A 24,154-nucleotide genomic window follows, 5' to 3' on the forward strand; every position below is an offset into this window, starting at 1 on the left:
ATCAATCAAATTTCCCTGCTGGAGACGGGCGCGGGCGCGGCGGCAAAGCGGGCTGATGACGGAAATCCGGCGCCGTGCTATGGTTCGCCGCATGCGATTTAATTCCTCCAACGTATCGATCAACCGCCGCAACCCGGTCGGGGCCACCGACTTCCTGCGCCGCGACGACAAGCTGGCAGCCATGATGCCGGCCATCGAGCGCATGGCGGCGCTGCAAAAAGATTGTGCAACGGCCTTGCCGGCGATGTTCAAGTATTGCGAAATCCTGGCGTTCGACGACGGCCAACTGACCTTGTCGCTGCCGAACGCCTCGCTGGCGGCCAAGCTCAAGCAGCAAATCCCCAAGCTGCAGGAAACGCTGGCGCAGCGCGGCTGGCAGGTCAACGGCGTCAAACTGCGGGTGCAAATGACCAAGCCGGCCGAGATCAAGGAGCAGATGCGGGCGCTGTCGCTGCCGGAAGCGGCCGTGACGGCCTTCGACGCCTTGGGTGATACGCTGGAAGATACGCCACAAAACGCCACCCTGATCGCCGCGTTAAAGGCGATGGTGGCGCGGCGCCGTCCGGCTTAAGTTAGCGCCCACTCACGCGCCATCTGGCGCAGATACGACGGCGGCGCCGATTCGTTGGTCTCGAACGAGACGATCTCATACGCATCCGGATGCTTGAGCAACTCCAGCAACAGCTGGTTGTTCAGCGCGTGGCCGGACTTGTGCGCCTCGTAGCTGGCCAGCAGCGGGTGCCCGACCAGATACAAATCGCCGATGGCGTCCAGAATCTTATGGCGCACAAACTCGTCGTCGTAGCGCAGTCCGTCCGAATTGAGGATGCGGTACTCGTCCATGACGATGGCGTTCTCCAGCGAACCGCCGCGCGCCAGGCCGATGCCGCGCAACATCTCTACGTCCTGCATGAAGCCGAAAGTGCGCGCGCGCGCCACGTCGTGCACATACGAGACGTCGCCGAAATCGACATTGGCGCGCTGCTGCGTGCCGTCGACTGCCGGATGGTTGAATTCGATGAAGAAGTCCAGCTTGAAGCCGTTGTGCGGGGTCAGGCGCGCCCATTTTTCCTTGTCGCCCTTGCCTTCTCGCACTTCCACCGGCTTGAGCACGCGGATGAATTTCTTTGCAACCGGCTGCTCGAGCACGCCGGCTTGCTGCAGCAGGAACACGAACGACGAGGCCGAGCCGTCCATGATCGGGATTTCCTCGGCGCTGACCTCGATGTACAGGTTGTCGATGCCGAGGCCCGCGCAGGCCGACATCAGATGCTCGACGGTCGAGACCCGGGCGCCGTCCTTGACCAGCACCGACGCCATGCGCGTGTCGCCGACGGCCATGGCGCTGGCGGGGAATTCCACGACAGGCGTCAGGTCGACGCGGCGGAAAACGATGCCCACGTCGGGCTCGGCCGGACGCAAGGTGAGCTCGACCTTGGTGCCGGAGTGCAGGCCGACACCCGTGGTGCGGACCAGTTCTTTGATGGTGCGTTGTTTTAACATGGTCCGATTATAACGAAGTTGAGATCGCCGCGCTGCGCCCCGCGTTTCCTCGGGTCAAGGATGCTCGGCCTCGACGTGCACCGCCTCGCGCCGCACCAGGTAAATGCCGCTGGCGATGATGATGCCGGCGCCGAGCAAGGTATAGCCGTCCGGCAGCGTCTGCCACAGCAGCCAGTCGATCGCCACACCCCAGGCCAGCGCCGAGTATTCGAACGGCGCCACCACCGACGCCTTGCCGGTGCTGAAGGCCTTGGTGATGGCCAACTGGCCGAAAAAGCCCGACAGCGCCAGCGCCAGCAGCACCCAGCTATCCTCGGCGCGCACAGGCACCCAGCTGCGGTACGACAGTGCCACGGCGCCGGCGGCCATCATGGTCAGCAGCCAGAACATCATGGACTCGGTGCTGTCGGAACGCGCCAGCACGCGGGCGGCGATGGCCGACATCGCATAGCAGGCGGCTGCGGCCAGCACGGCCAGGCCGCCGATGGTCAGAAAGCCGGTGCCTTCGGGGCGCAGCACCACCAGCACGCCGACCAGGCCGACGACGATGGCGACCCATTGGCCCGTGCCGACCGTCTCCTTCAACACGAACACCGACAGCGCCGTGATCAACGACGGGGCGATGAAGAAGATCGAATACGCCTCGGCCAGCGACAGCGACTTGAGTCCGAAGGCGAAGGTGGTCAGCATGGCGATGCCGAGGACGGCGCGGAAAATCTGCATCGACCAGCGGACCTTGAAGATGCCACGGAAGGCGCCGCGATAAATGATGTAGCCGCATAGCAGCGGCAGCGAGCTCAGCGCGCGCAAGGCCGTCACCTGCATGGCGGGATAGTGGGCGGACAGCAGCTTCATGGCCGTGTCCATGAACGAGAACATGGCCACCGCGATCAGCATCGCGTAGATGCTGTGCAGGTTTTCTTTACGGGAAATGGGAGTGGATGCGGAAGACAGAGGAAGCCCCTTGCTGCGGGCCCGGCTCGGGCCACTGGGAACGTCATCATGGCGACGTCCGGAGCCAGGATCGCAGGCGGCATCGAAGGGTCCTCGGCGGCGCGATCGGCAGCAATTATAGCAAGTTGACAATTGCTTTGCAGTAGGTGGGCGGTCTTGATGTCAGACTTGCCCCGTGGTCTTGTTAACGCGCGCTGTGCAGCGCGCAGTACTGCAAGACGCAATGCGCCTCTGACCGCTAAATTGAACGCGTTTCCGCAGATCACCTCGCTTCACAGCATCGGAAGAGTGAAAAGCACGAGGACCTGCAAGGTGCCCCCGGTCTCTGTATTTGACGACCACCAACCGCACTGCGATTAGTCGTGGATTAATGCGCTATTTGTGTATATATTATTAAAAGAGTGCCATTCTGATACTCAAATAAGAAGCTGTGTCCATACAAAACTGAGGAGAGAGCATGAAAAGGAACATGACCCACCTGCTATTGCACGCCCTCGTCGCCATCGCGGCCAACACGATAGCGGGATCTGTATTTGCTCAAGGGACAGGGATGCATGCCGATCTGCTGAAACGGGCCCTCGCCGAATCATCGAAAGGCAAATGCTCCCCAGACATTATGAGTCCGATGTTGCGCGGCGCATGCGAGCAACAGATGCCTGGAATGAGTCAAATGCTCACCAACAAAGGAACGGTGTTGAGCGTTGAATTCATGGGAACCCAAACGTCTGGCATGGGGCCGGCGGAAGTCTACAAAGTGAAGTTCAGTGCGGGCACGATGATGTGGATGATCAATACGGGACCGGACGGCAAGATTTTGGTCTTCTGGGGGAACTGAGCTCGTGCTTTCTGCGGCGTCGGTCATGTAACGTCCCTTCAACAAAGCGCCATGACCGCCTTTGCTATAAAAACACCAGATCCGCAATCTTCCAAGTTCCGTCCGCCTGCTTCCGCATAACGGCCCCGGTAAATACGCCGCCATCTTCATTGCCCCCCCATACGAGCATGCGGGCGACCAATACGTCCCCACTCCGCAACACAATCGGACCGTTGACCCCCCGTACAGTTCCCAAGGTTGCTGCGAACGCATAGACCGGCTCAGTTGTAAAAACCTTCGGCAATATCTTGGCGAGCCCATAACCGTACTCGCAGAATTTTGGGTGCACGCGAGTTCGGGTGTCGGCGTCGAGCGACTTGTTGACGAACTGGTTGCAGTTGCCTTCAGTAAGTGGCTTAAACAAGGGCCAGTATGCCGAGCTTGCTGCAACCTGATTTCGTTCAACAGAGAAAGCCGACTCATATTTCACGGTATTGGTAATCCCCGGCACAACTTGGCCCAAGAGCTCGCCATTTTCATAAATCAAATGCATTTGGAACTGTATGCCAATTTCGAACTCCTGCTTGCAATCTCCTTGACAGCCCAAATAAGCTGCGCTCACATTTTGCCGAGTCTGGTTAGCGTACTCGCCCATGACACCCCACGAGTCAAAACGCAATGTTACCGGTTTCTTCCCACCTTCCGCCGGGAGCTGGCAATGAATATCAGTCGACCAGACGTGCCGCTGCCAGATTCGCCTGAAGGTACCTATCGTCGCGCCATTAATTCCGCCCGCGAGATCGTAAGACGATTCGATCTCATTGATGAATTCACAGCCTGGACTTACTCGGTCAATACTGACTTCCCGGCTAATCCAGCGCCCGATGTGCGGCACTTGGGCGTGTAAGTCGACAAGAGGAAACAACATGCAAAAGGTGGCGAGACGAGCCAGGACAGCTTGGGCGTTCATCTTGAGACCTCTATCGGCAAAATACCGGCGCTGCCGGCGAGGTTACCTTTTAGCTTCTGCGGTTGCAGGACAATCGATCCAAAAAACGCTAGGCCAACCGGCGTGCGCAATTCAAGTTGCATAGTGGGCGGGGCGCCGCGCAGTAGTCCGTTGAGTTGTCCGTATTGCGACTGGGACAGGCCCTCGACCGACCATAAATTTTCGCCCAGTTTTTTTACGGATAAATATCCGCTCTGAGCAGAAACCCACACCCCTTCCGGATCAACGGAACACTTGAACCGTATGGTCTGGACAGGCGCGTCTGAAAGCGAGAATTCATGCGGCTCGCAGTCAGTTCCCGGGGCTGCAGCCAAGAAATGTGCGCCGGAAAGGGTGGCAACGCAACCGTCTTTATCCGGCTTTGCCCTGACCTCAGGCCCAATCAACTGGGGCATGTAAGCATCACCCGAACTATTAACCAAGCAAACACGAACCGCGCTCGGCGCCGCACGCGTCGGAGACAGCCCGTATGGGCGGTTGCTGCCCAGCGCAACGGCTTTTATCACGCTCATCGGCACCACTCGATTGCCGGCACTCTGGACATAGATGCCAACGAAACCGTCCTTGGTGGCCACAGGCGCGCCGGACCGGCCTGCGACACCCATCAAGCCGGCAAACTCGATATTTCCGTGCGTATCGACTGCGGAGATACTAGCTCCCTCCCCGCCATACGCGATCTTATCTGGCAAACCTGCAAGCCTGACTTTAGTCCCGACCTTGGGTTCCAAGATTTCGACACCTTCACGCCACGAATCGGGGCCGGTCTCCCCGAACGGAACTTTCAGCGCTAAGAACGCCAGGTCAACATCGGTCGTCCGTTCTGGCGGCAATGCCGCCGCCCATCTAGAACCGTCGCGCAGTTTGCCTGTCAGCACTTTGACAGAAGGAACATATGGCAGCGTCAGCAGATGATCTTGGTCGAAGATCACATGCCCAGCAGTCGCCACCCACAAGAGATCGCCCTGCCGGGCCATGATCATGCCCAATCCAAGAATGGGCGTTTCATCGAGACGCGTGCCTTCAACAATGACGACATTGTTCAGCATTTGATCCGCAATGTACCGCGCTAAATGATCGGGTATCGACTGGGCGCCGGCCCGGGAACATAAAATCAAGGCGACCGATAACCAAAGTATTTTATAGAACTCCATATCATCCCTATCAGTCCGGTCAAAATTCCAAACATGCCAGCGATAAATGACGACTTTGTTGCCCACTCCAGCAACGTCGGCACAAGTCCTGCGCCATCCCCCGGCCTATCTTTTACTAAGTCGACGCTGCGGGCCATTCCAACGTCCCCAGCAAAAGAGACCCGCATTTCCGGAACTAACTTAACGAAAACCCAGCCCTTAGCGATGTCAGTTAGAAAGAGCTGGTCAGTGTCTTTCAACTCGATCGATTTGCTCACCACCGGAATACGCAAGGTCCCGCTCTGTATCGATGCAATGTGTATCTTGCCGTCTATCACCTCCCTAGTGAGGGTGCGCGACAACTCGAGCTTTTCAACCGCCCCCACCAGAAAAAAATCCGGTTCAAACTCGCCACAAATTGAAAAATGGGTTCCGCCTTGAAGGGTCACTTTTTCCACCGACGGCAACGTGCCCATAGAAGCCGTTCCCATCACAGCGGTAATAACGACGCCCGCAGCGGCGATAGTTGGAGGTAGTAGTTGAACGTTGAGGCAGTCTTTAGCCTGCTCAAGAATCGCTGCCGCGCCGGGAAGAAATTTGATCGCGCTGATGGAATTGGCTCTGGCCAACACCTTTTCCGCATTGCCGTCGCCGACCACGTATACCGATCTCACACGAATATGTTTATCGCTAACCAAACCGCTCCCTTTCCGCGCGACAGTCAAGGCGAACGATCGGGTGCGAACATCAACCTGCATTTGCGGCTGATTGATGTGGATAGTCGCGGCCAGTCCAATGACCGAGATGGAAATTGCGAGTACGAAGACTGGAACTATCCACGGAGTCTGCGGCGGGGCCGAATTTAACTTTTCCAAAGCATCGATAGATTGCAGTGCCCGCTCTAACTCGCGCAGCGAGCGCGCGTCAGCACCTCGCTCTAAGACAGCTTCAAGCTCTTGCTTTAGTAAAATTTTTTTCGCCGTCAAGAGGCCGATAAGTCCCGTGTTCATAGCGGCGGCTCGATCAAAAAAACCTGGCCAAAAAGCCGGTTTGCAGGGCCGAGAATAGTCAATTTGACGGTGTACGTGCCGCCACCGGATTTTTTTGGAATTAGCAATGATATCAACGTGCCCGCCGTCTGATTTCTAGCGAACGTCCTTTGCTCCGCACATTTTGCCGTCGCGTCGCAAATTTGGTAATCCGCCTGGATGATCGCCGCTGGCGTCCGCAGGGAAAGGTGGGCAGTCTCATCCAGACCGGAGCGAGTGGTCGCGACCGGCACATAAACGCGCTGATTATCGACGGTACGCCAGCCCATTAAGCCAAGCGCCTTCTCGTCTATTTTTTTGGGATGGATCGCGGCTGTGAGTGCGACGGTTAGCCCGGTTGTCCCCAGCACCCCGTCGAGCCGGTAGCTGCCGCCTTCACGCTTGTCAATTCCGATCAGATGGACCGGGCTCTTGTCGTTTGAGCGGCTGAATATGTCGAGGCGCAGCTGATCGGCTCGAAATTGGATATCACCTACGGTGTAAGAAACGACAAGGAGCTCGCCGCTATTGAGGATACCCACAGTGCCATCGCAATATGTCCCACGCACCGAATAGGGCGAGATCTCTTTCAGCGCACGGGATTCTTCCAGTAATGTTGCCGAGCATCCCGCTGGAATCTCGGCGGCTGCCCGCAGAGCCGTAGTCGCCAAACCCACGCAAAAAAAGTACCACATACGGCCGGGACGTCGCTTTAGCATAGAGACTCCAATGGTGATTCAGGACAGGGAGTATTGACAATATAGCAGCAAGATGACGAAAAATCATCTTTTTCCGGCGATCTTCGATTTGGATCAAGATGCGTACGTGCCTTTCCACCACCAATCACCTTACGCATGAGCAGCGCGATTAACCGTCGGGCCAGAGGCGCAAGCGGAAGTCGACACTGCGAACAAGCGCAACTCACACAACGCCGATGCGACCGGAAGAAAACGCCCCGGCGCGCGTGCCCCGACCGCGTGCGCGGCTCGTCAAAAAAATTCGCCTCGGGCCGTCGAATTCAAACGCCCCCATTCGTCGTCATATGAAGTAGCATTTATTGATCCGGCTATCAACGTTAGGGGCGTTATGAACAAACAGATCATCTTTAACCTCGCTGTCAAGGACCTCGACAAGTCCAAAGCGTTCTTTTCCGCTCTGGGTTTTGGCTTCAAGCCGGAATTTAGCAATGAGCACGCGGCCTACATGGTCATCGTGGACGACAGCATTCATGCCATGCTCATGACCGAAACCTTCTTCCAGTCCTTGATCGACAAACCCCTCGCGCAAGCCAAAGATGCCAACGAAGTCATCATCTGCCTCAGCTGCGAGAGCCGCGACGAGGTGGACAGCCTGATCGCCAAAGCGGTCGCCGCCGGCGGGCGCTTTCCATACCCGCCGAAGGATCACGGCTTCATGTACGACCAGGGCTTCGAGGATCTGGACGGCCACCTGTGGAACCTGGTGTGGACGGCGCCCCAGGCCTGAGCGAGTTATTTCTCCTTGCGGCCGGCGCCGCCCAGCGACTCGGCCACCGCCTTGTCCACGGCCGGCGCGGCGGGCGGCTGCTCCGGCGGATGGCCGGTCTTGCGCGCCTGTTCCGACTGCTGGTCGGTGCTGACCTCCACGGCCACTTCGTCATCGGCCGGCAGCAGGGTATCTGATCGTTGCTGAGATTTCATCGCTCACTCCTTCACAGATAGATAGACCAATGGCGGGCGCGCAAGTTGCTCGGACGCCCCCGCCCCGCTTCAGAATTTTCTGAAAAAATTATAGCGCCGACGCCTACGAGCATGCGGCACGCTTGGCGCTGGCGAGCGCGCTCTGCCCGTCATAAGCTGGCCTGACTCACGGAGAACGACGATGGCCATCAAAACAATCGACGAAGCATTCGCACCCACCGCTAAAACCAGTCCAGAGGGATACGTCCACGCCGACGACCCGGCGCACGCCCACCACGACCATCCACACGGCTGGCGCCGCTGGCTATACGCGACCAACCACAAGGACATCGGCACGCTTTACCTGTGGTTCTCGCTGGCGATGCTGATGAGCGGCGGCCTGCTGGCCATGCTCATCCGCGTTGAACTGTTCCAGCCCGGCCTGCAGTATTTTTATCCCGAGTTCTACAATCAAATGGTCACCCTGCACGGCCTGGTGATGATCTTCGGCGCCATCATGCCGGCCTTCGTCGGCTTCGCCAACTGGATGATCCCGTTGCAGGTCGGCGCCTCCGACATGGCGTTCGCGCGCATGAACAACTTCTCGTTCTGGCTGCTGCCGCCGGCCGCGCTGCTGCTGATAGGATCATTCTTCAGCGCGGGCGGCGCCACCGCCGCCGGCTGGACCATGTACCCGCCGCTGTCGACGCAAATGGGCGTCGGCATGGACATGGCGATCTTCGCCATCCACCTGATGGGCATTTCGTCGATCATGGGCGCCATCAACATCATCACCACCATCCTCAACCTGCGCGCCAAGGGCATGACCTTGATGCGCATGCCGATGTTCTGCTGGACCTGGCTGATCACCGCCTATCTGCTCATCGCCGTCATGCCGGTGCTGGCCGCCGCCATCACCATGATCCTGACCGACCGCCACTTCGGCACCACCTTCTTCAACGCGGCCGGTGGCGGCGATCCCGTCATGTACCAGCACATTTTCTGGTTCTTCGGCCACCCGGAGGTCTATATTTTGATCCTGCCCGCGTTCGGGATAATCTCGGAGATCATCCCGGCGTTTTCGCGCAAGCGGCTGTTCGGCTACGCCTCCATGGTGTACGCGGCCGGTTCGATCGCCATCATCTCTTTCATCGTGTGGGCGCACCACATGTTCGCCACCGGCATGCCGATCACCGGCCAGCTTTTCTTCATGTACGCGACCATGCTGGTGGCCGTGCCCACCGGCGTCAAGGTCTTCAACTGGATCGCCACGATGTGGCGGGGCGCCATGACGTTCGAGGCGCCGATGCTGTTCTCGGTGGGCTTCCTGTGGGTGTTCACGATCGGCGGCTTCTCCGGCCTTATCCTGGCGGTCGCGCCGATCGACATCCAGGTGCACGACACCTATTATGTCGTCGCCCACTTCCATTACGTGCTGGTTGCCGGCTCGCTGTTCGCGCTGTTCGCCGGCTACTATTACTGGGTGCCGAAGTGGACCGGGCACATGTTCAATGAACGGCGTGCCGCCTTCCACTTCTGGAACTCGCTCATCTGGCTCAACGTCACCTTCTTCCCGATGCACTTCCTCGGACTGGCCGGCATGCCGCGCCGCTACGCCGACTACTCGACCCAGTTCACCGACTACAACCAGGTGGCCACGGTGGGCGCCTTGCTGTTCGGGCTGACGCAGGTATACTTCCTGTTCGCCATCGTGCTGCCGACCATACGCGGCGGCAAGCCGGCCCCCGCCAAGCCGTGGGAAGGCGCCGACGGCCTGGAATGGACAGTGCCCAGTCCGGCGCCGTTCCACACCTTCGAAAAACCGCCCACCGTGATCTGAGCGGGAGCGAACGATGCCACGTGATGTGCCTTCGGAGCGACGCAGCTGGCTGGTGCGGCGCCGTGCGTTGCTGCAGCGGCCGCAGTTGACCGTGCTGTTTGCCACGCTGTGCTGTCCCACTCTGGGAGTCGCGGCCGGCTTTGCGTATCTGGGTTACTGGCACATGCTGGCGTATGCGCTGCTGGAGATGGCCGCGCTGGCCGCCTGCCTGTGGTTCTACGGACGCCACCTCGACGACTACGACCGGATCGAAATCTCGGAAAGCGCGATTGTTGTTGAGCAGCGCAGGGGCGGACGGTGCAGCTATCGCCATCTCGACTTGTGGAGCGCCCGTCTGCTGTCGCCAGTACGTGATGGCGACCCGATACGGATCAACGACAAGCGGAATCGCCTCGTTGTCCTCGGGCGTTTTCTCACGGAGGAGGAGCGCCGCCACCTCGCCAATGAACTAGGTCAATGTCTGCGCCGCGCCAACAAATAAACGCTCACTTGCATTGCTCAACGTCAATTTTTAACACGCTTGCCGGTGACATGATGAAGCTCCCTCTCAAGGAGTCACTCATGTCGACCTGCCAGCACTGCGGTATCGGAAATTCACCCATTCGTTCACTCTGTACAACCTGCGGAAAAGATCTTCCCAAACCAGTCGCCGGCACGGACGCCGATCTATCGGCGCTGTGGCGCATCCGATTCGACTTGATCGAAAAAGCTGGCGGGCCAACGCGGCCGCTGTTCAAGCAGCTCACTTTTGGCCAGCGCTGCCGAGTAGCATTCAATCTGTGGGCATTGGTTTTTGGGCTCTTCTACTATTTGGCAAAAGGGATGTGGCGCAAAGCAATTACAGTTTTGTGCCTGAGTCTTTCGGTGTTAGCGCTGAGCAGCTTTTTGCCGCCTGATGGCGGGCTCAGCTTTATTCCATCCACCCTAAATATCATGATCACCTTTTGGTACTTCCTGAACGCGAACATTAACTATTACAAAAAGGTCGTGTTAGGCGACAATGGTTGGTGGTAGCAGCTCAGGGAGTGGTCCGCCATAGCTCCAGGGTCAGGTCCGCCATTGCTACACGAACCCAACAGTTATGCGTCTACCGGCAACAGCATCACCAACTTCAAGTCGTGGCGCTTGGCCAGATACAGTGTCACTTGGTTGAAGCGCAATTCGCTGCCGTCGAGCGACTGGAAACTGCGCAATCCGCCCTCCCTGCCGACCACGTCCTGCAGTCGCCACAACTCGCGGAACTCGGCGCTGTCGCGCGCCACGTCTGCGATCAGCTCCCGCACGGCGGGATGTTCCGCGTGCTTGCCGATGTCGGCGCGGAACTCGGCCACCAAGCGGCGCGCGCGTTCCGGCCAATCAACGATCAGCCCGCGCGCCGCCGCCGACTGGAACATGAAGCGCAACAGGTTCGGCGACGGCCCGTCAAGCCAACCGGCGAACAACCGCGCCGCAGCATCGTTCCATGCCACCGCGTCCCAGCGCAGATCGAGGATATAGGCCGGCGCGTCCACAGCCGCCACGATCGCGTCCAGCGCCGCCTCGGCCGGCGCGCCGTCGGCCTCGCCCTGCGGATCGAGCCGCTCGGCCAGGCTGAACAAATAGCCACGCTCGGCACCGCTCAATTGCAGCACCTCGGCCAGCCGCGCCAACATCTTGCCCGACGCAGACACCGGCCTGCCCTGCTCAAGCCACGTCAGCCACGTCGGGCTGACCTCGCACAACTGCGCCAGCTCCTCGCGCCGCAGCCCCGGCGTGCGCCGCCGCCCGCCACCGGGCAACCCGACGCTGGCCGGCGTGGTGCGCTCCCGATGGGCACGAATGAAATCGCCTAACTTGTTTTGCATGGTGGTTTTTATACCAGGATAAGTACTTGTCTTGTTACAGGATATAAACCCGCCTATTCTGCCCTGACCCGCCCATTTCAGGAGAAATAAAATGCAACAGCAAGCCGTCGTCGCCCAGCAATTCGGCCAAACCGCCAGCGCCTACCTGACCAGCACCGTCCACGCGCAAGGGGCCGATCTGGCCGCGCTGCGCGAACTGGCCGCAGGACTCGGCACCCCGGTGGTGCTCGATCTCGGCTGCGGCGCCGGCCACGCCAGCTTCGCCGTCGCCCCGGTTGCGCGCTCGGTCACCGCGTTCGACCTGTCTTCCGAGATGCTGGCCGTGGTGGCAGGCGCGGCGCGGGAGCGCGGCCTGCACAACATCGTCACTGAACAGGGCGACGTCGCCAGCCTGCCGTTCGCCGACGCCGCGTTCTGCATGGTCGTCACGCGCTTCTCGGCGCACCACTGGCTCGACGTGCCGGCCGCGCTGCGGGAGGTCAAGCGGGTGCTCAAGCCCGACGGCCTGCTGGTCGTCATTGACATCACCGCGCCGGAGGCGCCACTGCACGACACCACCCTGCAAGCGGTCGAGTTGCTGCGCGACGGCTCGCACGTGCGCGACTACCGCCCTTCCGAATGGACCGCGATGCTGCAGGCGGCAGGCTTCCAGCCGGAGCGCGCTGGCGACTGGAAGCTGCAGATGGTATTCGACGAGTGGACCGCGCGCATGCGCACGCCGGCGGAGCGGGTGGCCGCGATCCGCAGCCTGTTCGCCAGCGCGCCGGAGGAAACGCTGACCTATTTCCAGGTCCAGAAAGACGATACCTTCACGATCGACTCGACGCTGTTCACGGCAAAACCCAATGCCGACGACATCTACTAAACCTGCGGACGTAAAAAAGGCGCCGTCTCCGGCGCCTCCTTCACTGCATCAAATCAAGCCGGCTTACGCCTGACCCAGCAGGGTCTCGGCGTTCGACACTTCGAACTTGCCGCCTTGTTCCACGTTCAGCTGCTTGACGACGCCGTCTTCGACCAGCATCGAGTAACGCTGCGAACGCGTGCCCATGCCGTGCTTGCTGAAGTCGGCATCCAGGCCCAGCGCCTTGCTGTAGGCGGCGTTGCCGTCGGCCATCATGCGCACGGTGCCGGTGGCCTTCTGGTCGCGGCCCCACGCGCCCATGACGAACGCGTCATTGACCGAGATGCACCAGATTTCATCGACACCCTTGGCCTTCAGGTCGGCGGCGTGCTTGACGTAGCCTGGCACATGCTGTGCCGAGCAAGTCGGGGTGTAGGCGCCCGGCAGGCCGAAGATCGCGATCTTCTTGCCCTTGACCAAGTCCTGCACGTTGAACGTGTTCGGGCCGAGCGAGCAGCCTTCGGTTTCGGTTTCGACGAATTCGGACAGGGTGCCTTCCGGCAGGGTATCGCCAATCTTGATGGTCATGTGTGACTCCTTTTGTTTGGGTATTGAACGTAAAAAAGCCGCGACAAGCGCGGCTTTTCCCGGCATAGAACGCACAGTATGCCTGAACCCAGGCCATCCTGCACGATCGTGCAGAATGGCCTAATCGACTCTTAGTCGGCCTGCTTGCGCAGGAAGGCTGGAATATCGTACGTCTCCATGCCGTTTTTTTCCATCGCGCGTACTTGCTCGGAAGCCGACTCGCGACGCCATACCGCCGGCGCCTTCATGCCGTCGAAGGCGGGCGCGCCACCGCCGCCCATGCCGCTGGTCGCACCCATCGACACGCCGGCCGACGCCGCGCCGCCCATCGCGCCCGAAGGCATCATCGGGCTGTTGTGGGTACCGGTGCGCAGCAGCTGCTGCGGCACCAGTTGCACGTGCTTCTTGCCCTTGCCCAGGCCAGTCGCCACCACGGTCACGCGGATCTCGTCGCCCATCGTGTCGTCGTAGGCGATACCTTGGGCGATCGAAGCGTCCGGCGCCGCGAACGCGCGCACCGCCGCCATGACTTCCTTGATCTCTTTACCCTTCAGGCCACGGCTTGCGGTCACGTTGACCAGCACACCGCGCGCGCCCGACAGGTCGACGCCGTCCAGCAGCGGCGAAGCCACCGCCTGTTCGGCCGCGATGCGCGCGCGGTCGATGCCCGACGCGGTCGCGGTGCCCATCATGGCCTTGCCCTGCTCGCCCATGATCGTTTTCACGTCGTTGAAGTCGACGTTGATGTGGCCCGGCACGTTGATGATCTCGGCGATACCGGCGACGGCGTTGTTCAGCACATCGTCGGCGTGCTGCAGCCATTCGATCAGCGATTCATCTTCGTAGATCTCTTCGAGCTTCTCGTTCAGGATCACGATCAGCGAGTCGACGTGCTCCGACAACTGCTCCAGGCCTTCGTCGGCGATGTCCATGCACTTCTGGCCTTCGTGCGAGAACGGCTTCGATACCACCGCCACGGTCAGCGCGCCCAGCGACTTGGCCACTTCGGCCACGATCGGTGCGGCGCCGGTGCCGGTGCCGCCGCCCATGCCGGCGGCGATGAACACCATGTGCGCGCCGCGCAGCGCGTCCTCGATGCGCGAGCGCGATTCCTCGGCCAGCTTGCGGCCGACGTCCGGCTTCATGCCCGCACCCAGGCCGGTCTCGCCGATCTGGATGACGTTGTGCGCGCGCGAGGTGGACAGCGCCTGCGCGTCGGTGTTTGCGGCGATGAACTCTACGCCGGACATGCCTTTAACGATCATGTGTTGAACTGCATTGCCACCTGCTCCGCCGACGCCGACGACCTTGATGACGGTGCCCAAAGCTGCGTTATCGACCATATCAAACTCCATGATGTGCTCCCTATCAGAATGCGGTTTCCAAGCGCCAGTCCTCATATTTGTAGGAGAACTGGGGATTGAAAACTGCTGTTTCAATTTAAAAAAAAGTTTAGTGAAAAAACCACCCGTGTTTTTGCTGCAAATTCGCTGCGTATCTTTTACTCGTGCTGCCTTAAAAATTACCTAAGAACCATTCCTTCATGCGCTGCCACACTGCCTTCACCGACCCATCCTGCCGCGTGACGATGTGACCACGCAGGTACTGCTTTTTCGCTTCCAACAACAGGCCAAGCACGGTCGCGTAGCGCGGGCTGCGCACCACGTCGGCCAACTGGCCCCGATAGTCCGGCGTGCCAAGGCGCGCCGGCTTGAGGAATATGTCCTCCGCCATTTCGACCATGCCCGGCATGATCGCCGTGCCGCCGGTGAGCACGATGCCCGACGAGAGCACGCCCTCGTAGCCGGATTCGCGCACCACCTGGTGCACCATCGCGAACAGCTCCTCGACGCGCGGCTCGATCACCGCCGCCAGCGCCTGGCGCGACAGGTTGCGCGGACCACGGTCGCCCAAGCCCGGCACCTCCAGGCTCTCGCCCGGATCGGCCAGCACCTGCTTGGCCACGCCGTAGCGGATCTTGATCTCTTCGGCTTCCGAAGTCGGCGTGCGCAGCGCCATCGCGATGTCGTTGGTGATCTGGTCGCCGGCGATCGGAATCACGGCGGTGTGGCGGATCGCGCCGTCGGAGAACACCGCCACGTCGGTGGTGCCGCCGCCGATATCGATCAGCACAACGCCGAGTTCTTTTTCGTCCGGCGTCAGCACCGCGTCGGCCGATGCCATCGGCTGCAAAATCAGGTCCGACACTTCCAGTCCGCAGCGGCGCACGCACTTGACGATGTTCTGCACCGCCGACACGGCGCCGGTGACGATATGGACTTTCACTTCAAGGCGGATGCCGCTCATGCCGATAGGCTCGCGCACATCTTCCTGGCTGTCGACGATGAATTCCTGCGGCACCGTATGCAGCAACTGCTGGTCGGTCGGAATGTTAACCGCCTTTGCCGTTTCGATGACGCGCGCCACGTCGGTCGCTGTCACTTCCTTTTCCTTGATCGCCACCATGCCGCTCGAATTGAAGCTGCGGATATGGCTGCCCGCGATGCCCGCGTAGACATTGCGGATCTTGCAGTCGGCCATCAGCTCCGCTTCTTCCAGTGCGCGCTGGATCGATTCGACGGTCGCTTCGATGTTGACCACTACGCCCTTCTTCAGGCCTCTCGATTCGTGCTGACCCAGCCCGATCACCTCGTGGCGTCCATCGCCCATCACCTCGGCCACCACGGCCACCACTTTCGAGGTGCCGATGTCGAGACCGACGATCAGGTTTTTAGCGTCTTTTGTCATGTCTGTTGCTACCTAGTGTTGGGGTTTAACGCTTATCGTTTTTTTTGCTGCCGCTTTTGGCTTGGCGCCCTCTTTCGGAATCTTCAATCCCGTCGCGCTCAGGGCCAAACCGTTCTGGTACCGCATATCGATCGTCTCTATATCGGGCAAGTGCTCCACCAGCTGCGGATAAATTCCCGTCAACCGGTCCACCCTTTCCTTCAACGTGGTGCTGGTCTGCTCGCGCCCCAGCGCCACGCTCATGCCGTTATCGAGCCGCACCGTCCACGCATAACGGCTCGACAACGACAGCGCCTGCGGCACCAGCTTGAGCGGCGCGAACCAGTTACGCAGCTCGGCGAACCGCGACATCACTTCCTTCTCGCTGCCATCCGGCCCGTCGAACGACGGCAGCTCATGGTCCTCCTCCGCCTCGGCCAGGTTGGCGGTGAACACATCGCCCTTGACCGACAGCAGCCGGCCGTCCTCGCCCCACGTGCCCAGCGCCTCATGCTCCTCCAGCGCCACGATCAACTGGTCCGGCCACTCGCGGCGCACGGTTGCGCGGCGTACCCAGGGTACCGATTCGAACGCCTGGCGCACCGCGTCCAGGTTCGTCGTGAAGAAGTTGCCCTTGATGCGGCCCAGCGCGTTGTTCCGCAAGGTCAGGTGGTTCACATGCTGTAACTCGTCATGCCCGATGCTCTCGATACGAATCGTGCGCAGGTTGAACGCCGGGCGCTGCGCCACCCACCACACGCCGGCGGCGATGCATGCCAACAGCACCAGGGCGAAAATGCCGTTGGCGGTTGCATTCAAGGCTTTAGCGTCTTGCCACATCTGATACTTATCCCTTCATCTTCAAACGGGCCGTGCGCAAAATCTCCACGCACAGCTCTTCATAGCTGATGCCCGTCGCGCGCGCCGCCATCGGCACCAGCGAGTGCGTCGTCATGCCCGGCGAAGTGTTCACCTCCAGCAGGAACGGCTTCTGATCGCGCTCGCGCAGCAGCACGTCGACCCGTCCCCAGCCCTCGCAACCGAGCGCGCGGTATGCTTCCACCGCGATGCGCTGCATCTCGGCGGCCAGCGCGTCCGGCAGCACTGCGGGACAAACGTATTTGACGTCGTCGGTGAAGTACTTGTTCTGGTAGTCGTAGTTACCGGCCGGCGCGATGATCTCGACGATCGGCAGCGGGCGCGCGTCGGCGCCGCCGCCCAGCATCGCGACCGTGAACTCGCGGCCGGTGACGAATTCCTCCGCCAGCACCGAGTCGTCCAGCGCGGCGGCGATGTCGTAGGCGGCCTTGAATTCCCCGGCGGCGTTGACCTTGGTGATGCCGATGGTCGAGCCCTCGTGCGGCGGCTTGACGATCAGCGGCAGTCCCAAACCGGCGGCGATCTTGTCCAGATCCGATTTCGCGTCGAGCACCGCGTAGTTCGGCGTCGGCAGGCCGGCGGCCAGCCACACGATCTTGGTGGTGATCTTGTCCATGCCCACCGAGCTGGCCATCACGCCGCTGCCGGTGTACGGAATGCCCAGCAGTTCCAGTGCGCCCTGCAGGCTGCCGTCCTCGCCGTAGCGGCCGTGCAGCGCGATGAACACGCGGTCGAATTTTTCCGCCGCCAGTTCGGCCAGCGTGCGTTCGCCGGTGTCGAAGCCGTGGGCGTCGACGCCCTTGCTTTGCAGCGCGGCCAGCACGCCGGTGCCGGACATCAGGGACACTTCGCGCTCGGCGGAGCGACCGCCGAACAGCACGCCGACCTTGCCGAAAGTTTTTACATCAATAGGAGTAAGCTGGTTCACGATCAGACCTTTGGATAATTAGTCAGTTTCGCCGGGACGCCGCTGATCGAGCCTGCGCCCATGGTCATGACGACGTCGCCGTCGCGCACCACGTTCATGATGGTTTCCGGCATATCGCCGATCGCCTCTACAAAAATCGGTTCCGTCTTGCCGCGTGCGCGCAAGGCGTGCGCCAGCGCGCGGCCGTCGGCGGCCACGATAGGCGCTTCGCCGGCGGCGTAGACTTCGGCCAGCACCAGCACGTCGGGCGTGCCCAATACCTTGACGAAGTCCTCGAACAGGTCGCGCGTGCGGCTAAAGCGGTGCGGCTGGAAGGCCAGCACCAGGCGACGGCCCGGATAGGCGGCGCGCGCGGCGCCGGTGGTCACTTCCATCTCCAGCGGATGATGGCCGAAGTCGTCCACCAGCGTGAAGCTGCCGCCGCCGGGAATCGCAACCTCGCCATACTTGGTGAAGCGGCGCCCGACGCCGGCGAAACCGGCCAGGCCAGCCTGGGTGGCGCTGTCCTCGATGCCGATCTCGCGGGCGATGGCGATCGCCGAGCAGGCGTTCTGCACGTTGTGCATGCCCGGCTGGTTCAGCACCACGTCCAGGTCCGGATAACCTTCCTGGATCACGGTGAAGTGCATCTCCACGCCGACGGCGCGGGCGTTCACGGCGCGCACTTCGGCGTCCTCGTGGAAGCCATAGGTGGTGACCGGCTTGGTCACATGCGGAATGATCGAGCGCACGTTGGCGTCATCGATGCACAGCATGGCGCGGCCGTAGAACGGCAGGCGGTGCGTGAAGTGGACGAAGGCCTGCTTGAGCTTTTCGAAATCGTGCTCGTAGGTTTCCATGTGGTCGGCGTCGATGTTCGTGATCACTTCGATCATCGGCGTCAGGTTCAGGAACGACGCATCCGATTCATCGGCTTCCGCCACCAGATACTCGCCGCTGCCCAGTTTGGCGTTGGCGCCGGCGGAAGTCAGGCGTCCGCCGATGACGAAGGTCGGATCCAGGCCGCCCTGCGCCAGCACCGACGCCACCAGGCTGGTGGTGGTGGTCTTGCCGTGCGTGCCGGCGATGGCGATGCCGCGTTTGAGGCGCATCAACTCGCCCAGCATCACCGCGCGCGGGACGATCGGGATCTTGCGGCTGCGCGCCGCGACGATTTCAGGATTGTCCTGTTGTACAGCGGTCGAGGTCACGACGGCGTCGGCGTCGCCGATGTTTTCGGTCGCGTGGCCCTGGAACACTTTCGCGCCCATGTCCGCCAGGCGCTGGGTGACAGCGTTGCTGCCCAGGTCCGAGCCGGAGACGGTGTAGCCGAGCGTGAGCAGCACTTCGGCGATGCCGCTCATGCCGCTGCCGCCGATGCCGACGAAGTGTATGTTCTGTACTTTATGCTTCACTGCTTAACCTTTTGCCTGTTTCAGTTGTAATGCTGATTGTTCCAATACCTGCGCGATCGATTCGTTCGCATCGCGTTTGCCGACCTTGTGCGCCGCCGTCGCCATCGTCAGGCAGGCGTTGCGGGTCAGCGTTTCCAGCAGCGTCGCCACACTTTGCGCGCTCATTTCCGTCTGCGGCATGTGGATCGCCGCGTTCTGCTTCGCCATCCACTGCGCGTTGTCGCGCTGGTGGCTGGTGGTCGACGCCACCAGCGGCACCAGCACGCTGGCCACGCCGGCGGCGGTCAATTCCGACACGGTGATCGCGCCGGCGCGGCAAATCACCACGTCGGCGGCGCTGTACGCGCCGGCCATGTCGTCGATGAAGTCGACCACGTTGGCCTGCACGCCGGCCTGCGCGTACGACGCGCGCAGCGCATCGATGTTCTTCTTGCCCGACTGGTGCGTCACCAGCGGACGTTGATCGGCCGGGATCAGCGCCAGCGCCGCCGGCAGGTTGTCGTTGAGCGCCTTGGCGCCCAAGCTGCCGCCCACCACCAGGATGCGTAACGGACCTTCACGGCCGGCGAAGCGCTGCGCCGGCGCCGGCATGTCCAGAATCTCCTTGCGCACCGGGTTACCGGTGACGACAGCCTTGTCGGCGGCCTTGCCGAAATCGGCCGGGAAGCCGAAGCACACGCGGTCCGCGAACGGCACCAGAGTCTTGTTCGACAACAGCAGCGCGGCGTCTGCGTTGACCAGCACCAGCGGCACGCCGCCCATGCGCGCCATCAAGCCGCCCGGCACCGTCACGTAGCCGCCCATGCCCAGCACCACGTCCGGCCTGCGGCTGCCGATGTAGCCGCGGCAGGCGATGAACGCCTTGACCATCTTCAGCGCACCGCCGAGCGAGTGCTTCAAACCCTTGCCGCGCATGCCGGTGAAGTCGATGCTGTCCATCGCGATGCCGTGTTTCGGCACCAGTTCCTGCTCCATGCCGGTGGAGGTACCCAGCCAGGTCACCTCCCAGCCGCGCGCGCGCATCGTCTGCGCGATGGCCAGGCCGGGGAAAATGTGGCCGCCGGTGCCGGCCGCCATGATCATCAGCTTCTTCATATTCCCCGTCATAGTCTGCCACCACGCATCAGGACCCGATTCTCGTAATCGATCCTGAGCAGGATCGCGAGTCCGACGCAGTTAATCACAACACCCGTGCCGCCATAGCTCATCAGCGGCAGGGTCAGGCCCTTGGTCGGCAGCAGGCCAAGGTTCACGCCCATGTTAATAAACGTCTGCACACCGATCCAGATGCCGATGCCCTTGGCCGTCAGGCCGGCGAAGGTCTGGTCGATGGCGATCGCCTGGCGGCCGATATCGAAGGCGCGCTTCACGATCCAGTAGAAGCAGCCGATCACCACCAGCACGCCCACCAGACCCAGTTCCTCGCCGATCACCGCCATCAGGAAGTCGGTATGCGCCTCCGGCAGGTAGTGCAGCTTCTCGACGCTGCCGCCCAGGCCCACGCCGAAGATCTCGCCGCGACCGAAGGCGATCAATGAGTGGGTCAACTGGTAAGCCTTGTTCAAGGCGTTGTCCTCTTCCCACGGATTCAGGTAGGCGAAGTAGCGCTCGCGGCGGAACTTCGACAGCGCAATGATGGAGCCGAAGATCGCCACCAGCATGACGCCGATGCCGCCGAACCAGATGACGTTGATCCCGCCCAGGAACAGGATGCCCATGGCGATGCAGACGATCACGCCGAAGGCGCCCAGGTCGGGTTCCAGCAGCAGCAAGAGGCCGACAAAGCCGACCGCCGCCGCCATCGGCATGAAACCCTTGGTCAGCTTGTGCATGTATTCCTGCTTGCGCACCGTGTAGTCGGCGGCGTACAGCACCGCCACGACCTTCATCAATTCCGACGGCTGAAGCTTGATCACCACCAGCGACAACCAGCGGCGGCTGCCGTTGACGACGGAGCCGAGACCAGGAATCAGCACCATCACCAGCAGCACCAGGGTGGCGATGAACAGATAGGGCGCGGCCTTCTGCAACGTCGATATGCGGGTGCGGAACACGAACAGGCCGATGATCAGCGAGACGACGACGAACATCGCCTGCCGCTGCAGGAAGTAGGTGTTCTGCCAGCGGATGTAGTTGGCGAACTTGGGCGAATCCGGCAGCGAGATCGAGGCCGAATACACCATCACCATCCCCAGCAGCATCAGCAACAGGGTGACCCAGACCAGCGGCTGGTCGTACTCCATCATCTTGGATTGCCGCGCGCGGCTATCTATCGACGGTACCGTCGATTTCGCGCCAAAACGGAACGGCATCTGGAGCGCCATCAGATCTCCTGTCCGTTGTCGAGGGCGATATCGCGCACGGTGTCGATAAACACCTGGGCGCGATGCGCGTAGTTCTTGAACATGTCCATGCTGGCGCAGGCCGGCGACAGCAGCACGGCATCGCCGCCCTTGGCCAGTTCGCTGGCGCGCTTGACGGCCAGCGGCAGGTCGGTGCCGCAATCAATCAATTCATAAGTCAACTGCGCGCCCGAAGCTTCCAGCGCGGCGCGCAGCAGCGGCGCGTCGCGGCCGATCAGCAGCACGGCGCGCGCGTAGCGCGACACCGGCTCTGCCAGCGGCCCGAAGTCCTGGCCCTTGCCATCGCCGCCCATGATCACCAGCAGGCGCTGGTCGGCGCCGGTGAAGGCCTTGCCCAGGCCATTGAGCGCGGCCACGGTGGCGCCGACGTTGGTGCCCTTGCTGTCGTCGTAGTACTCGATCTCGTTGATCGCGCCGACCAGTTCCACACGGTGCGGCTGGCCGCGATACTCGCGCAGGCCGTGCAGCAGCGGCGCCAAAGGCAGGTCGATGGCGCGGCACAGCGCCAGCGCGGCCAGCGCGTTGGCGGCGTTGTGCACGCCGCGAATCTGCAACGCGTCGGCGGGCATCAGGTTCTTGACCATGCATTCGACCGGTGGCGGCGGCGGATCGTTCTTCTTGCGTTTTTTCGGCTCGGCTTCTTCTTCCGACGGAATCGCCGTCGCCAGCCACAACACGCCACGCTCGTTGTTCAGACCGAAATCGTCGCGCAAAACCGGCGCGTCGGTGCCGAAGGTGACGTTCTGACCGGTGGCGCTGGCCATGCGCATCACGGTGGCGTCCTCCCGATTGAGCACGCGCACGGTATCCGCCGCGAAGATGCGGTGCTTGGCGGCGGCGTAGGACGGCATGTCGCCGTGCCAGTCCAGATGGTCCTGGGTTACGTTAAGCACCGTGGCGGCATCCGCCTCCAGCGTGAAGGTGGTTTGCAGCTGGAAGCTGGACAGCTCCAGGACCCAAATCTCCGGTAACGCGTCTTCGTCGATCACCTGGCGCAGCACGTCCAGCGCCGCCGGGCTGATATTGCCGGCCACGCGCACGCTCTTGCCCGCTCGCTCGCACAGCTGGCCGACCAGGGTGGTGACGGTGGTCTTGCCGTTGGTGCCGGTGATGGCGATGATCTTCGGCGCGTAGGCGCGTTCTTTCTCCAGCGATTCCAGCGCCTGCGCGAACAGTTCGATCTCGCCCCAGACGGGAATGCCGGCGGCGCTTGCGGCCGGGCCGATCTCGGCCAGCTCGCGATACGGCGCCAGGCCAGGACTGACGGCGACGAAATCCACGCCCTCCAGTAGCGAGGCAGTGAACGAACCGGCGACGAATTCGACGTCGGCGATCGCCTCCTTCAGTGCTGGCAAACGCTCCGGCGACTCACGGGTATCGGCAACGCGCACGCGCGCGCCGCTGCGGGCGAGCCACAGCGCCATCGCCAGGCCCGATTCTCCGAGCCCCAGTACCAGTGCGTTTTTGCCTTCGTAGATCATCAGCGCAGTTTCAAAGTAGAGAGTCCAACCAGCACCAGCATCATCGTGATAATCCAGAAGCGCACGACGACCTGGGTCTCTTTCCAGCCTTTTTGTTCAAAGTGGTGGTGCAAGGGCGCCATCAGGAACACGCGGCGGCCGACGCCGAAACGCTTCTTGGTGTACTTGAACCAGCCCACCTGCATAATCACCGACACCGTCTCGGCGACGAAGATACCGCCCATGATGAACAATACGATTTCCTGGCGCACGATCACGGCGATGGTGCCCAGCGCGCCGCCCAGGGCCAGCGCGCCGACGTCGCCCATGAACACTTGCGCCGGGTGCGTGTTAAACCACAGGAAGGCCAGGCCCGCGCCGGCCAGCGCGCCGCAGAAGATAATCAGTTCGCCCGCGCCGGGAATGTGCGGAATGAACAGGTACTTCGAATACGTCGCGCTGCCTGTCAGGTAAGCGAACAGGCCAAGCGCCGAACCGACCATAATCGTCGGCATGATCGCCAGGCCGTCCAGGCCATCGGTGAAGTTAACGGCGTTGCTGGTGCCGACGATGACACAATATGTCAACGCGATGAAACCCCACACGCCCAGCGGATAGCTGATGGTCTTCACGAAGGGGACGATCAAGTCGGCCTTCGGCGGCAGATCCATCGAAAAGCCCGACTGCACCCAGGCGAAGAACAGTTCGAACACCTTGCCGGCATTGGGCGCCGACACCGAGAAAGCCAGGTACAGCGCGGCGGCCAGGCCGACCAGCGACTGCCAGAAGTATTTCTCCGCCGAGCGCATGCCCTCCGGGTCTTGGCGCACCACCTTGCGATAGTCGTCGACCCAACCGACCGCGCCGAAGCCCAAGGTGACGACCAGCACCGGCCAGATCAAACGGTTCGACAGGTCGCACCACAGCAAGGTCGAGACGCCGATGGCGATCAGGATCAACAAGCCGCCCATGGTCGGCGTACCGTGTTTTTTCAGGTGGGTCTGCGGACCGTCGGTGCGTACGGCCTGGCCGTACTTCATCGCGGTCAGCATGCGGATCACGGCCGGACCGGCGCACAGGCCGATCAACAAGGCGGTGGCGGCGGCGAACACCGCGCGGAAGGTGATGAAGTTGAAGACCCGCAGGGGGCCGATCTCGTCCTGGAAAAACTGTGCGAGCCAGAGCAGCATG

General features: G+C 61.6%; 25 protein-coding genes. 7 read left to right on the forward strand and 18 right to left on the reverse strand.

Annotated features, from left to right (window positions below; translation table 11 throughout):
- Nucleotides 1–91 precede the first annotated feature (91 nt).
- A complete protein-coding gene (locus tag NHH73_26350) occupies nt 92–571 on the forward strand; it encodes a DciA family protein (protein ID USX26045.1) in 480 nt (159 codons plus the stop codon).
- On the opposite strand, the gene lpxC is transcribed toward NHH73_26350, so the two are convergent.
- The gene (gene lpxC, locus NHH73_26355) at nt 568–1,503 is read right to left on the reverse strand and encodes a UDP-3-O-acyl-N-acetylglucosamine deacetylase (protein USX26046.1); all 936 of its coding nucleotides are present in this window, start codon (nt 1,501–1,503) and stop codon (nt 568–570) included. The two genes, NHH73_26350 and lpxC, sit on opposite strands and share 4 nt — an antisense overlap.
- A gap of 54 nt (nt 1,504–1,557) precedes the next feature.
- The gene (locus NHH73_26360; protein ID USX26047.1) at nt 1,558–2,400 is read right to left on the reverse strand and encodes a DMT family transporter; all 843 of its coding nucleotides are present in this window, start codon (nt 2,398–2,400) and stop codon (nt 1,558–1,560) included.
- A 514-nt stretch (nt 2,401–2,914) separates the two neighbouring features.
- Between NHH73_26360 and NHH73_26365 the strand changes: the two genes are divergently transcribed.
- Entirely contained in the window at nt 2,915–3,292 is a 378-nt protein-coding gene (locus NHH73_26365) for a hypothetical protein (protein USX26048.1), read from the forward strand.
- 64 nt (nt 3,293–3,356) lie between these two features.
- Here NHH73_26365 and NHH73_26370 read toward each other — a convergent pair whose 3' ends face one another.
- From NHH73_26370 to NHH73_26385, 4 genes are read right to left on the reverse strand one after another with little or no spacing between them, the layout of a single operon-like run.
- Nucleotides 3,357–4,241 carry a hypothetical protein gene (locus NHH73_26370; protein USX26049.1) on the reverse strand — a complete coding sequence of 295 codons (885 nt, stop codon included), beginning with the start codon at nt 4,239–4,241 and terminating at the stop codon, nt 3,357–3,359.
- The gene (locus NHH73_26375; GenBank protein USX26050.1) at nt 4,238–5,431 is read right to left on the reverse strand and encodes a hypothetical protein; all 1,194 of its coding nucleotides are present in this window, start codon (nt 5,429–5,431) and stop codon (nt 4,238–4,240) included. Before NHH73_26375 ends, NHH73_26370 begins: the two co-directional genes overlap by 4 nt.
- Nucleotides 5,392–6,420 (reverse strand): hypothetical protein, encoded by a 1,029-nt coding sequence (locus tag NHH73_26380; GenBank protein ID USX26051.1) that lies wholly within the window; start codon nt 6,418–6,420, stop codon nt 5,392–5,394. Before NHH73_26380 ends, NHH73_26375 begins: the two co-directional genes overlap by 40 nt.
- The gene (locus tag NHH73_26385) at nt 6,417–7,157 is read right to left on the reverse strand and encodes a hypothetical protein (protein ID USX26052.1); all 741 of its coding nucleotides are present in this window, start codon (nt 7,155–7,157) and stop codon (nt 6,417–6,419) included. The genes NHH73_26380 and NHH73_26385 overlap by 4 nt, the downstream gene beginning before the upstream one ends.
- Nucleotides 7,158–7,524: 367 nt before the next feature.
- Here NHH73_26385 and NHH73_26390 point away from each other — a divergent pair, with 367 nt between their 5' ends.
- Nucleotides 7,525–7,923, forward strand: coding sequence for a VOC family protein (locus NHH73_26390; protein USX26053.1), 399 nt, complete (start codon nt 7,525–7,527; stop codon nt 7,921–7,923).
- 5 nt (nt 7,924–7,928) lie between these two features.
- On the opposite strand, the gene NHH73_26395 is transcribed toward NHH73_26390, so the two are convergent.
- Nucleotides 7,929–8,117 carry a hypothetical protein gene (locus NHH73_26395; protein ID USX26054.1) on the reverse strand — a complete coding sequence of 63 codons (189 nt, stop codon included), beginning with the start codon at nt 8,115–8,117 and terminating at the stop codon, nt 7,929–7,931.
- 181 nt (nt 8,118–8,298) lie between these two features.
- On the opposite strand from NHH73_26395, the gene ctaD reads away from it, so the two are divergent.
- The 3 genes from ctaD (at nt 8,299) to NHH73_26410 (ending at nt 10,950) form a co-directional block, all read left to right on the forward strand.
- Entirely contained in the window at nt 8,299–9,936 is a 1,638-nt protein-coding gene (gene ctaD / locus NHH73_26400; GenBank protein USX26055.1) for a cytochrome c oxidase subunit I, read from the forward strand.
- A gap of 13 nt (nt 9,937–9,949) precedes the next feature.
- Nucleotides 9,950–10,417: a DUF2244 domain-containing protein gene (locus NHH73_26405; GenBank protein USX26056.1), complete on the forward strand. Its 468-nt coding sequence runs from the start codon at nt 9,950–9,952 to the stop codon at nt 10,415–10,417.
- An 80-nt stretch (nt 10,418–10,497) separates the two neighbouring features.
- Nucleotides 10,498–10,950 (forward strand): DUF2628 domain-containing protein, encoded by a 453-nt coding sequence (locus tag NHH73_26410; GenBank protein USX26057.1) that lies wholly within the window; start codon nt 10,498–10,500, stop codon nt 10,948–10,950.
- Between the two features lie 65 nt (nt 10,951–11,015).
- Here NHH73_26410 and NHH73_26415 read toward each other — a convergent pair whose 3' ends face one another.
- Nucleotides 11,016–11,780: a helix-turn-helix transcriptional regulator gene (locus NHH73_26415; GenBank protein ID USX26058.1), complete on the reverse strand. Its 765-nt coding sequence runs from the start codon at nt 11,778–11,780 to the stop codon at nt 11,016–11,018.
- A 91-nt stretch (nt 11,781–11,871) separates the two neighbouring features.
- On the opposite strand from NHH73_26415, the gene NHH73_26420 reads away from it, so the two are divergent.
- Nucleotides 11,872–12,645: a methyltransferase domain-containing protein gene (locus tag NHH73_26420; protein USX26059.1), complete on the forward strand. Its 774-nt coding sequence runs from the start codon at nt 11,872–11,874 to the stop codon at nt 12,643–12,645.
- Between the two features lie 63 nt (nt 12,646–12,708).
- Here NHH73_26420 and NHH73_26425 read toward each other — a convergent pair whose 3' ends face one another.
- The 10 genes from NHH73_26425 to mraY all read right to left on the reverse strand — a co-directional run bounded on the left by NHH73_26425 (nt 12,709) and on the right by mraY (nt 24,153).
- Entirely contained in the window at nt 12,709–13,212 is a 504-nt protein-coding gene (locus NHH73_26425) for a peroxiredoxin (GenBank protein ID USX26060.1), read from the reverse strand.
- A 131-nt stretch (nt 13,213–13,343) separates the two neighbouring features.
- On the reverse strand, nt 13,344–14,567 hold the full coding sequence (gene ftsZ, locus NHH73_26430) for a cell division protein FtsZ (GenBank protein USX26061.1): 1,224 nt from the start codon (nt 14,565–14,567) through the stop codon (nt 13,344–13,346).
- 160 nt (nt 14,568–14,727) lie between these two features.
- A complete protein-coding gene (gene ftsA / locus NHH73_26435; protein USX26062.1) occupies nt 14,728–15,960 on the reverse strand; it encodes a cell division protein FtsA in 1,233 nt (410 codons plus the stop codon).
- 12 nt (nt 15,961–15,972) lie between these two features.
- The gene (locus tag NHH73_26440; GenBank protein USX26063.1) at nt 15,973–16,779 is read right to left on the reverse strand and encodes a cell division protein FtsQ/DivIB; all 807 of its coding nucleotides are present in this window, start codon (nt 16,777–16,779) and stop codon (nt 15,973–15,975) included.
- Between the two features lie 7 nt (nt 16,780–16,786).
- A complete protein-coding gene (locus tag NHH73_26445; GenBank protein USX26064.1) occupies nt 16,787–17,746 on the reverse strand; it encodes a D-alanine--D-alanine ligase in 960 nt (319 codons plus the stop codon).
- Between the two features lie 2 nt (nt 17,747–17,748).
- Nucleotides 17,749–19,140, reverse strand: coding sequence for a UDP-N-acetylmuramate--L-alanine ligase (murC, locus tag NHH73_26450; protein USX26065.1), 1,392 nt, complete (start codon nt 19,138–19,140; stop codon nt 17,749–17,751).
- 3 nt (nt 19,141–19,143) lie between these two features.
- Nucleotides 19,144–20,235, reverse strand: coding sequence for an undecaprenyldiphospho-muramoylpentapeptide beta-N-acetylglucosaminyltransferase (gene murG / locus NHH73_26455; protein ID USX26066.1), 1,092 nt, complete (start codon nt 20,233–20,235; stop codon nt 19,144–19,146).
- An 8-nt stretch (nt 20,236–20,243) separates the two neighbouring features.
- On the reverse strand, nt 20,244–21,464 hold the full coding sequence (gene ftsW, locus NHH73_26460) for a putative lipid II flippase FtsW (protein USX26067.1): 1,221 nt from the start codon (nt 21,462–21,464) through the stop codon (nt 20,244–20,246).
- Complete coding sequence (murD, locus tag NHH73_26465; GenBank protein USX26068.1) at nt 21,464–22,984, reverse strand: UDP-N-acetylmuramoyl-L-alanine--D-glutamate ligase; 1,521 nt, start codon at nt 22,982–22,984, stop codon at nt 21,464–21,466. Before murD ends, ftsW begins: the two co-directional genes overlap by 1 nt.
- Nucleotides 22,984–24,153 carry a phospho-N-acetylmuramoyl-pentapeptide-transferase gene (gene mraY / locus NHH73_26470; protein USX26069.1) on the reverse strand — a complete coding sequence of 390 codons (1,170 nt, stop codon included), beginning with the start codon at nt 24,151–24,153 and terminating at the stop codon, nt 22,984–22,986. Before mraY ends, murD begins: the two co-directional genes overlap by 1 nt.
- Between the last annotated feature and the right edge of the window lies 1 nt (nt 24,154).

The sequence above is a fragment of the Oxalobacteraceae bacterium OTU3CINTB1 genome (assembly GCA_024123955.1).
Lineage (GTDB): Bacteria > Pseudomonadota > Gammaproteobacteria > Burkholderiales > Burkholderiaceae_D > Rugamonas.

Bases quoted from the DNA above. Each gene is read 5' to 3' on its own strand.
- NHH73_26350 (USX26045.1), top strand. From the start codon at position 92: ATGCGATTTAATTCCTCCAACGTATCGATCAACCGCCGCAACCCGGTC.
- lpxC (USX26046.1), bottom strand. From the start codon at position 1,503: ATGTTAAAACAACGCACCATCAAAGAACTGGTCCGCACCACGGGTGTC.
- NHH73_26360 (USX26047.1), bottom strand. From the start codon at position 2,400: ATGCTGATCGCGGTGGCCATGTTCTCGTTCATGGACACGGCCATGAAG.
- NHH73_26365 (USX26048.1), top strand. From the start codon at position 2,915: ATGAAAAGGAACATGACCCACCTGCTATTGCACGCCCTCGTCGCCATC.
- NHH73_26370 (USX26049.1), bottom strand. From the start codon at position 4,241: ATGAACGCCCAAGCTGTCCTGGCTCGTCTCGCCACCTTTTGCATGTTG.
- NHH73_26375 (USX26050.1), bottom strand. From the start codon at position 5,431: ATGGAGTTCTATAAAATACTTTGGTTATCGGTCGCCTTGATTTTATGT.
- NHH73_26380 (USX26051.1), bottom strand. From the start codon at position 6,420: ATGAACACGGGACTTATCGGCCTCTTGACGGCGAAAAAAATTTTACTA.
- NHH73_26385 (USX26052.1), bottom strand. From the start codon at position 7,157: ATGCTAAAGCGACGTCCCGGCCGTATGTGGTACTTTTTTTGCGTGGGT.
- NHH73_26390 (USX26053.1), top strand. From the start codon at position 7,525: ATGAACAAACAGATCATCTTTAACCTCGCTGTCAAGGACCTCGACAAG.
- NHH73_26395 (USX26054.1), bottom strand. From the start codon at position 8,117: ATGAAATCTCAGCAACGATCAGATACCCTGCTGCCGGCCGATGACGAA.
- ctaD (USX26055.1), top strand. From the start codon at position 8,299: ATGGCCATCAAAACAATCGACGAAGCATTCGCACCCACCGCTAAAACC.
- NHH73_26405 (USX26056.1), top strand. From the start codon at position 9,950: ATGCCACGTGATGTGCCTTCGGAGCGACGCAGCTGGCTGGTGCGGCGC.
- NHH73_26410 (USX26057.1), top strand. From the start codon at position 10,498: ATGTCGACCTGCCAGCACTGCGGTATCGGAAATTCACCCATTCGTTCA.
- NHH73_26415 (USX26058.1), bottom strand. From the start codon at position 11,780: ATGCAAAACAAGTTAGGCGATTTCATTCGTGCCCATCGGGAGCGCACC.
- NHH73_26420 (USX26059.1), top strand. From the start codon at position 11,872: ATGCAACAGCAAGCCGTCGTCGCCCAGCAATTCGGCCAAACCGCCAGC.
- NHH73_26425 (USX26060.1), bottom strand. From the start codon at position 13,212: ATGACCATCAAGATTGGCGATACCCTGCCGGAAGGCACCCTGTCCGAA.
- ftsZ (USX26061.1), bottom strand. From the start codon at position 14,567: ATGGAGTTTGATATGGTCGATAACGCAGCTTTGGGCACCGTCATCAAG.
- ftsA (USX26062.1), bottom strand. From the start codon at position 15,960: ATGACAAAAGACGCTAAAAACCTGATCGTCGGTCTCGACATCGGCACC.
- NHH73_26440 (USX26063.1), bottom strand. From the start codon at position 16,779: ATGTGGCAAGACGCTAAAGCCTTGAATGCAACCGCCAACGGCATTTTC.
- murG (USX26066.1), bottom strand. From the start codon at position 20,235: ATGAAGAAGCTGATGATCATGGCGGCCGGCACCGGCGGCCACATTTTC.
- ftsW (USX26067.1), bottom strand. From the start codon at position 21,464: ATGGCGCTCCAGATGCCGTTCCGTTTTGGCGCGAAATCGACGGTACCG.
- murD (USX26068.1), bottom strand. From the start codon at position 22,984: ATGATCTACGAAGGCAAAAACGCACTGGTACTGGGGCTCGGAGAATCG.
- mraY (USX26069.1), bottom strand. From the start codon at position 24,153: ATGCTGCTCTGGCTCGCACAGTTTTTCCAGGACGAGATCGGCCCCCTG.